The 5,723-nt window shown below is 72.0% G+C and carries 4 protein-coding genes; 1 reads left to right on the top strand and 3 read right to left on the bottom strand.

From position 1 onward, the window contains the following. The 3 genes from FNH05_RS30470 to FNH05_RS30460 form a co-directional block, all read right to left on the bottom strand. Positions 1–3,099 (bottom strand): TM0106 family RecB-like putative nuclease (locus tag FNH05_RS30470; RefSeq protein WP_144592305.1); only part of this gene is annotated, 3,099 nt, incomplete at its 3' end. A gap of 65 nt (positions 3,100–3,164) precedes the next feature. Beyond that, the gene (locus tag FNH05_RS30465; protein ID WP_144592304.1) at positions 3,165–3,884 is read right to left on the bottom strand and encodes a DUF4328 domain-containing protein; all 720 of its coding nucleotides are present in this window, start codon (positions 3,882–3,884) and stop codon (positions 3,165–3,167) included. A gap of 130 nt (positions 3,885–4,014) precedes the next feature. Continuing rightward, complete coding sequence (locus tag FNH05_RS30460; protein ID WP_144592306.1) at positions 4,015–5,148, bottom strand: LLM class flavin-dependent oxidoreductase; 1,134 nt, start codon at positions 5,146–5,148, stop codon at positions 4,015–4,017. A gap of 314 nt (positions 5,149–5,462) precedes the next feature. Here FNH05_RS30460 and FNH05_RS30455 point away from each other — a divergent pair. Beyond that, positions 5,463–5,723 (top strand): MarR family transcriptional regulator (locus FNH05_RS30455; protein ID WP_186382818.1); only part of this gene is annotated, 261 nt, incomplete at its 3' end.

Below are 5,723 nucleotides of genomic sequence, written 5' to 3'. Positions count from 1 at the left end.
CTCCAGCGCCCTGCCCACCACCCTGGCCTGCAGGTTGTAGGGCGCCACCACCAGGATGTCCCCGTCGCCGAGTGGGCGGATGGCGCCGTGGTCGCGCCAGTCCCGGCCGTGCAGCTCCGCCACGATCCGCGTCACCGCCTCGGCCTCCTCCACCGAACGCGTGGTGTTGCCGCGATGGTCCACTTCGGACAGATACAGTCCGGCGGGGACGCCGCCGACCGCGCGCTGGGCGGCGGACGGGTGGGCGTGCAGGCGCCCGGCGTAGGACAGCTTCGACACCGGCTCGCACACCGCCGGGTGCATGCGGCGGGTCTCGTCGAGGAAGTAACCGAGATGCGGCGGGATGATATCCGCCTCGCCGATCAGGTGGCCCAGCGCGGAGGACTCGGCCCCCGCCGGATGGGTGCCCTGCACGACCTGCGGAAGCTGCTGCGGATCGCCCAGCAGCACGAGATTCCTGGCGCACAGGGAAACCGCGAGGGCGTCGGCGAGGGCGAACTGCCCCGCCTCGTCGATGATCAGCACGTCGAAGGGGTCGTCCCGCATAGCGGCGTTGGCGAAGGTCCACGCGGTACCGCCGACCAGATGCCCGCCGTCGTGTTCCTCGCGCCATTTCACCAGTGCGGGATTGCTCTTCGGCTGTTCCCAGGGCAGCGCGGGATCCGGCGCCTGCCTGGCGCGTTTCGCGCAGGGCAGCCCGGGTGCGTTCTTCTTCGCCGCGGACAACACGTTTTCGACCGCCTTGTGGCTGGTGGAGGTGACCGCGACGGTCTTGCCCGCCCGCACCAGGCGGGCGATCAGCTTCCCGGCGAGATAGGTCTTGCCCGCCCCTGGCGGGCCCTGCACGGCCAGTGTCGAGCCGTCGAGCAGCTCCACGGCTTCGATCACGGTCGCCACCAGGTCCTCCCCCGGCTCCGGCAGGGCGTGCCCGCCCTTCAGCCGCGGGCCCGACCGGCGCAGCAGGTCGACACCGGGGTGCGCGGGCAGCGACGGCAGCCCGTCCACCACCAGCCGCGCGAGGTCGGCGACCGCCTCGTCCTTCGGCGTGGGCAGCACCGGGCTGCCCGGCAGCACCGCCGCGGGCCGTTCCGCGCCTTCCTCGCCGGGGCGGCAACTTTCTTCCAGAGTGAGCTCGACGGCCGAGGCGGCGACCACCTTGGCGTCCCGCGCGCCCGAGGCGTACCGCAATCGCACGGAGTCGCCGGTGGTGAACGGGTGGGGCCGGTCCGGGTCGCAGACGAGGACCAGCTTGCGCCGGGCCTTGCGGGCGCGGCCCGACGGCGGTACCCAGTCCTCGGCGCGCACGGAAACCGGTACGGCACAGGTGGTGTCGGCCTCCAGATCGCCGAGCGGCGCGGCGAGCTGCCGGAAGTACTCCCACCACGCCGGATTCGTTTCCCGCCGGTGGTAGCCGACCGACGCGGCCAGCAGCGCACGGGCGCGGTCGTGGTCGGTGCACTCCCCCGGATCACCGGGCACCCCGTCGAGCAGCGGGTCGACCAGTGCGGCGATCCTGGCGGCACGCTCGGCCCGCCGCTCGGCGGCGAGCTCCTCCTCGGTGCGGAGCATCAACGCGCCCACATCGTCCACTTCGGACTCCCGCGCGGGCGCCCCGGGGTCGATCCCCGCCTCGGCCCTGACCTTGTGCAGGAATTCGAACAACCGCAGCGTGGAGACGCAGTCGTACTCGTTGTAGTCGGCGATACCGCGCAGAACCCCTTCGGCCCGGCCGGTGTCCCCGGCCTGCGACAGGGTGAGGTACTCCTCGTAGGCCTCGATGCTGGACACCGCCGTCTTCACGTCGCCTTCGCGCGCCTCCGGCATGTACAGCGGTTCCAGGTACTTGATCGAGTACGAGCGCTGCGAGACCCGCAAAGCCTTGCGCACCACGGCATACAGATCGACGAGGGCACCGCTGCGCAGCAGGTCGTCCACGGCCTCCTCGCGGGTACCGTGGATCGCGGCGAGCCGTTTGATCGCGGCCGACTCGTACGGCGCGTAGTGGTAGACGTGCGAGCCGGGGTGGACGGCGAGCCGGGCCGTGGCGAAGTCGACGAACTCCTCGAAGGCGCGTTTCTCGCCGGCGCGGTCGTGTGCCCAGAACGGGGTGAACCGCACCCCGTCCTCGGCGGTGACCGCGCCGAACAGGTACTCCAGCCCGGTTCCGCCCAGGGCGAAGGGATCGCCCTCCATGTCGAAGAACACGTCCCCCGGCGCGGGGGCGGGCAACTCGGCGAGCGCGGCCGGATCGATGACCTCGTAGGCGATTTCCCCGGTGGTGTCCTGGCGGACCTGGAGGGCAGCCTGCGCGCGCAGCGTGGCGAACGAGGTCTCGGACAGGTCGCGGGGCCGGTCGTCGGCCGTCGCGGCGGCGAGCGCGTCGATCGTGCCCAGCCCGGCCGCGGCGAGCTTGCGGCGCTGGTCCGAGCGCAGGCCCGCGACCAGCGACAGGTCCCGGTCGGCTTCGCGCCCCTCGGCGCAGTGCCGGGCGTAGCGGCACCCCTGGCAGGCCGGGCGTTCGTCGGCCCACCACCGCTCCGGCACGCCCGGACGGCGTTCCCGCAGCCGGGCCCGCAGCCGGTCGAGCAGCGGCAGGAAGTCGTCGACGCGCAGCGAGCGCGTGCTGCCGTCGCCGAGCAGCAGGTGCATCCGCGGCCCCGTGGGCACGCCCGCCCGCCGCAGGGCGTCGGCGTAGGCCGTCAACTGCACGACGGCGGCCGGTTTCGCGTGGCGGGCGAGCTTGGTGTCGTACACCTCGTAGCGCCCCTGGGCGTCGCGCACCAGGAAGTCGGCGCGGCCGGAGAACTCACCGTCGTGGAAGACGGCCTGGTAGATCACCGGGGCACCGGACGCGAGCGCCTCGGCGGTCGCCCGCGCCGCGGTCTCCGGATCACGGTCGCCGATCTCGATCACCGCGCGGCTTTCGCGGCGCAACCGCGTGAGCGTGGCCTCCTCGTGCGCCCGTCCGTGCTTGGCGGCGAGCTGGTCCGGCCCGCCGTCCGGCCGGGGCGCACCCGGCAGTCCGGCGGCGGCCGCCTGGTCGAGGATGCTGCGGTGCTCGCATTCGAGCAGGTCGGCGAGGTCGGACGGCGTGTACATCGCCGCGAGTCTGTCACGCGCCCGTGCCGGGGCCGTCGACACCGGCCCCGACACGCCGGAACGGCTCAGACTCCCGGCACCGGCTGCGGGGGCACCGCCTCCCGCGCCATCCGCTGCCAGTCGCTGATCCGGCGGATGACGAGGATGATCAGCACGGCCGAGGCGGCGAGCACGAGGTTCGCGGCGGTGTATTCGCTTGCCCCGGCCCGGAACTCCTCGAGCGAGGTCGCGCCGGCGAGCTGGAGGCTGTAGATCAGCCGCTGCACGATGGTGGAGAGCAGGAACGACAGCCACCACAAGCTCACCAGGCGGCTTCCTGGGAGGTCGGTGATCTCGGTGGTGCCGGGGGTACGGGCCTCGGGGCGGCTGGTGCGCCAGATGTCGGTGATGATGTGGTACGGAAACCACAGGTTGACCACTGGCAACCAGCCGGCGATCACCCAGCCGCGGGCATGGCGATGGCGGACGGGCGAATGGGCTTCCGCGTTGAGCCGGGCGGACCACGACCACAGCAGGAAGACGATGGCGGCCAGCGCTGTCAGGCCCAGCGTCAGGCGGCCCACTGTGGCGGTGAGCTGGTCCGCCGCCTTCAGATCCTGGGTGGTGGCATTACGGGCCGCGTAGTCCTCCAGCACTCCGAGCGTGTGCCAGACGGCCCAGCTCATCACCAGGTCACAGGCCGCGACCAGGGCGATCAGGATGCTCGCGACGGAGCCCACGCCGGTCACCGACCGCAAGGGCCCGGGCGCGGCGGCTGGCAACGGTGCGGCAGATGGTTCGGACATTCGCGATCCCCTCAGTGTCCCCGGCGGCACGCCGGATCGCGGTGAAGATCGGACCGGGATGTCCCACCGTTTCACATCGACACCACTTCGTTACCCCTGTTCACCGATGGGCGTTTTGACCGTTTTTCCTTCAGGGCAAGGAAAGTGGCGCCGGCTCCGTTCCCCCGAGCAGTCCGCGGCGGGCCAGCTCCGGTCGCACGCCCTCGCCGAACCAGTACGCCTCCTCCAGATGCGGGTAGCCGGAGAGGACGAACTCCTCGATGCCGAGCGCGTGGTATTCCTCGATCAGGTCGGCCACTTCCCCGTGGCTGCCGACCAGCGCGGTGCCCGCACCCCCGCGCACCAGACCGATCCCCGCCCACAGGTTCGGGTGGATCTCCAGTCCGCGCACGCCGTTGCCGAGCGCGCCGCCGTGCAGCGCGACCATGCGCTGCTGCCCGACGGACTCGCTGGCGGCGAGCTGCCGCTGCGCCTGCCGCACCTGTTCCGGGCTCAGCGCGTCCAGGAGTCTCCCTGCCTCCGCCCAGGCCTCCTCCGAGGTGTCGCGGGAAAGGGTGTGCAGCCGGATGCCGAACCGCACGGTGCGGCCCGCCTCCTCGGCGAGCCGCCGCACCCGGCCGATCTTCTCCGCCACCTGCGCGGGCGGCTCACCCCAGGTCAGGTACACGTCCGCGTGGCGTGCGGCGACCGGGAGGGCCGCGGGGGACGAGCCGCCGAAGTACAGCGGCGGCGTCGGATCGGGCACGCCGAGCACGGTCGCCCCCTCGACACGCAGGTGCTCCCCCGCGAAGTCGAACGGGTGGCCGCCGAACACCCCGCGCACGATCGTGAGGAACTCGTCGGTACGGGCGTAACGCCGGTCGTGATCGTGCCAGTCGCCGAAGCGCCGCTGCTCCACCGCGTCGCCGCCGGTGACGACGTTGAGCAGCAGGCGGCCTCCGGAGATCCGCTGGTAGGTGGCGGCCATCTGCGCTGCCAGGGTGGGTGAGATCAGGCCGGGCCGGAAGGCGACCAGGAACTTCAGGCGCCGGGTCTCGCGGATGAGCGCCGCCGTGGTGAGCCAGGCGTCCTCGCACCAGGTTCCGGTCGGGGTCAGCACCCCGGCGAACCCGAGCCGCTCCGCCGCCCCCGCGATCAGCGCGAGGTAGTCGATATCGGCCTCCCGCTGTGCGGCCGGTCCCTGGGAACGGTTGGCGTGGAACCGTTCCACGACGGTCCGGCCGTCGCCGGAGGTGGGCAGGAACCAGTGCAGTGTGACGGGCATGGCGGTCATCCCCTGACGGTGTCGAGGCCGGCGGCGTAACGAGCGGACATAAAGGTCCGGGTAGCTTCAAACCCGTCGCGGAAATCGGCACGGATTTCTCCCGCCGACGGCACGAGGGCAATGAGGGAATATCAGCCCCGGATCCTGCCGCCGGCCCGGCACGCGGTCAATTGTGTCCGTATCCCGGAACATCCGCACTATTCGTCAGGATGAAAGAAAGTCGGCAGTCCGCGCCGTGGACGCCGTTGACAGTGGCCGCGCGGTCGTCTTTATTTCTCGTCGATATCATTTTCGGGCGGGGAAACGAGGTCGGTGTGCGGAAGGCTGGCGATGTCCGGGCGGCCAACGAGGCCGCCGTGCTGACCACCGTGCTCGCCTCGGGCCCGCTCTCCCGGGGGGACATCGGCCGCGAGACGGCCTTGAGCATTCCCACGGTCAGCCGGGTCGTCACCCGGCTGACCGGGCTGCGGCTGCTCAGGGAGGCGCCGGATCCGCGGCGTGCGGGCGGGGTGGGCAGGCCGAGCCTGCTGGTGGAGGTCGACGATGACGTGCTGGCCGCGTGCGGGGTGCACGTG

This window comes from Amycolatopsis rhizosphaerae, from assembly GCF_007713715.1.
GTDB classification, from domain to species: Bacteria; Actinomycetota; Actinomycetes; order Mycobacteriales; family Pseudonocardiaceae; genus Amycolatopsis_E; species Amycolatopsis_E rhizosphaerae.
The sequence above is the reverse complement of the archived record's forward strand: the minus strand, read 5'-3'. Positions and strand labels throughout refer to the sequence as shown.